The sequence below is a fragment of the Streptomyces sp. YIM 130001 genome, assembly GCF_003574445.1.
Classification (GTDB): domain Bacteria; phylum Actinomycetota; class Actinomycetes; order Streptomycetales; family Streptomycetaceae; genus Streptomyces.
The window spans coordinates 1-852 of record NZ_KZ984596.1; the positions used below are offsets into that span (position 1 = coordinate 1).

The window sequence follows — 852 nt, forward strand, 5'->3', positions numbered from 1 at the left end:
TGATGTGCAGTGGGCCCGGATTGAGCCGTTGCTTCCGGACCGGACGCCGAAGCGGGGTGGCCGCTGGCGTGACCACCGGGAGGTGATCGATGCGATCGCCTTCAAGTTCCAGACCGGAACGCAGTGGGTGCATCTGCCGGAGAAATACGGCAACTGGAGAGGCGTCTACAACCGCCTGCGGATGTGGGCCCTGGACGGCACATGGGAGCGGGTCTTCACCGCGCTGATGGCCCAGGCCGACGCGGAGGAGGACCTGACCTGGGCGGTCTCGGTGGACTCCACCATTGTGCGGGCTCACCAGCACGCGGCCGGGGCCCGCAAAAAGGGGACCCGGCCGGAGAACCGGCCGATCACGGCATCGGCCGGTCCCGCGGCGGACTGAGCACAAAGATCCATCTCGCCGCGGATGACCGCTGCCGGCCCCTGGCCTTCGTACTCACCGCAGGACAGGCCGGTGACGCACCTGTCTTCCCCGATGTCATGTCCCGCCTGCGTGTTCCTCGCCGCCGCGGAAGACCGCGGACCAGGCCGGACGTGGTCTTGGCAGACAAGGCGTACTCCTCACGCGCAATCCGAGACCACCTGCGCAGGCGCGGCATCCGAGCAGTGATCCCCACACCGGCCGATCAGCGTGGGCACCGACTGCGACGGGGCAGCCGGGGCGGCAGGCCACCGACCTTCGACCGTGAAACCTACAAACAGCGCAACACCGTCGAGCGATGCATCAACCGACTCAAGCAGTGGCGAGGCATCGCCACCCGCTACGAGAAGACCGCAACCATCTACCTCGCCGGACTTCACATCGCAGGAATCTTCCTCTGGTCCGCCCGATGATCCAAACGAAACTGCCTA

1 pseudogene is annotated in these 852 nt (G+C 66.7%); it reads left to right on the top strand.

Annotated elements, in window-relative coordinates:
- The first annotated feature begins 4 nt into the window (after positions 1-4).
- Positions 5-834, top strand: a pseudogene (locus DSC45_RS35540) (IS5 family transposase).
- Positions 835-852 lie beyond the last annotated feature (18 nt).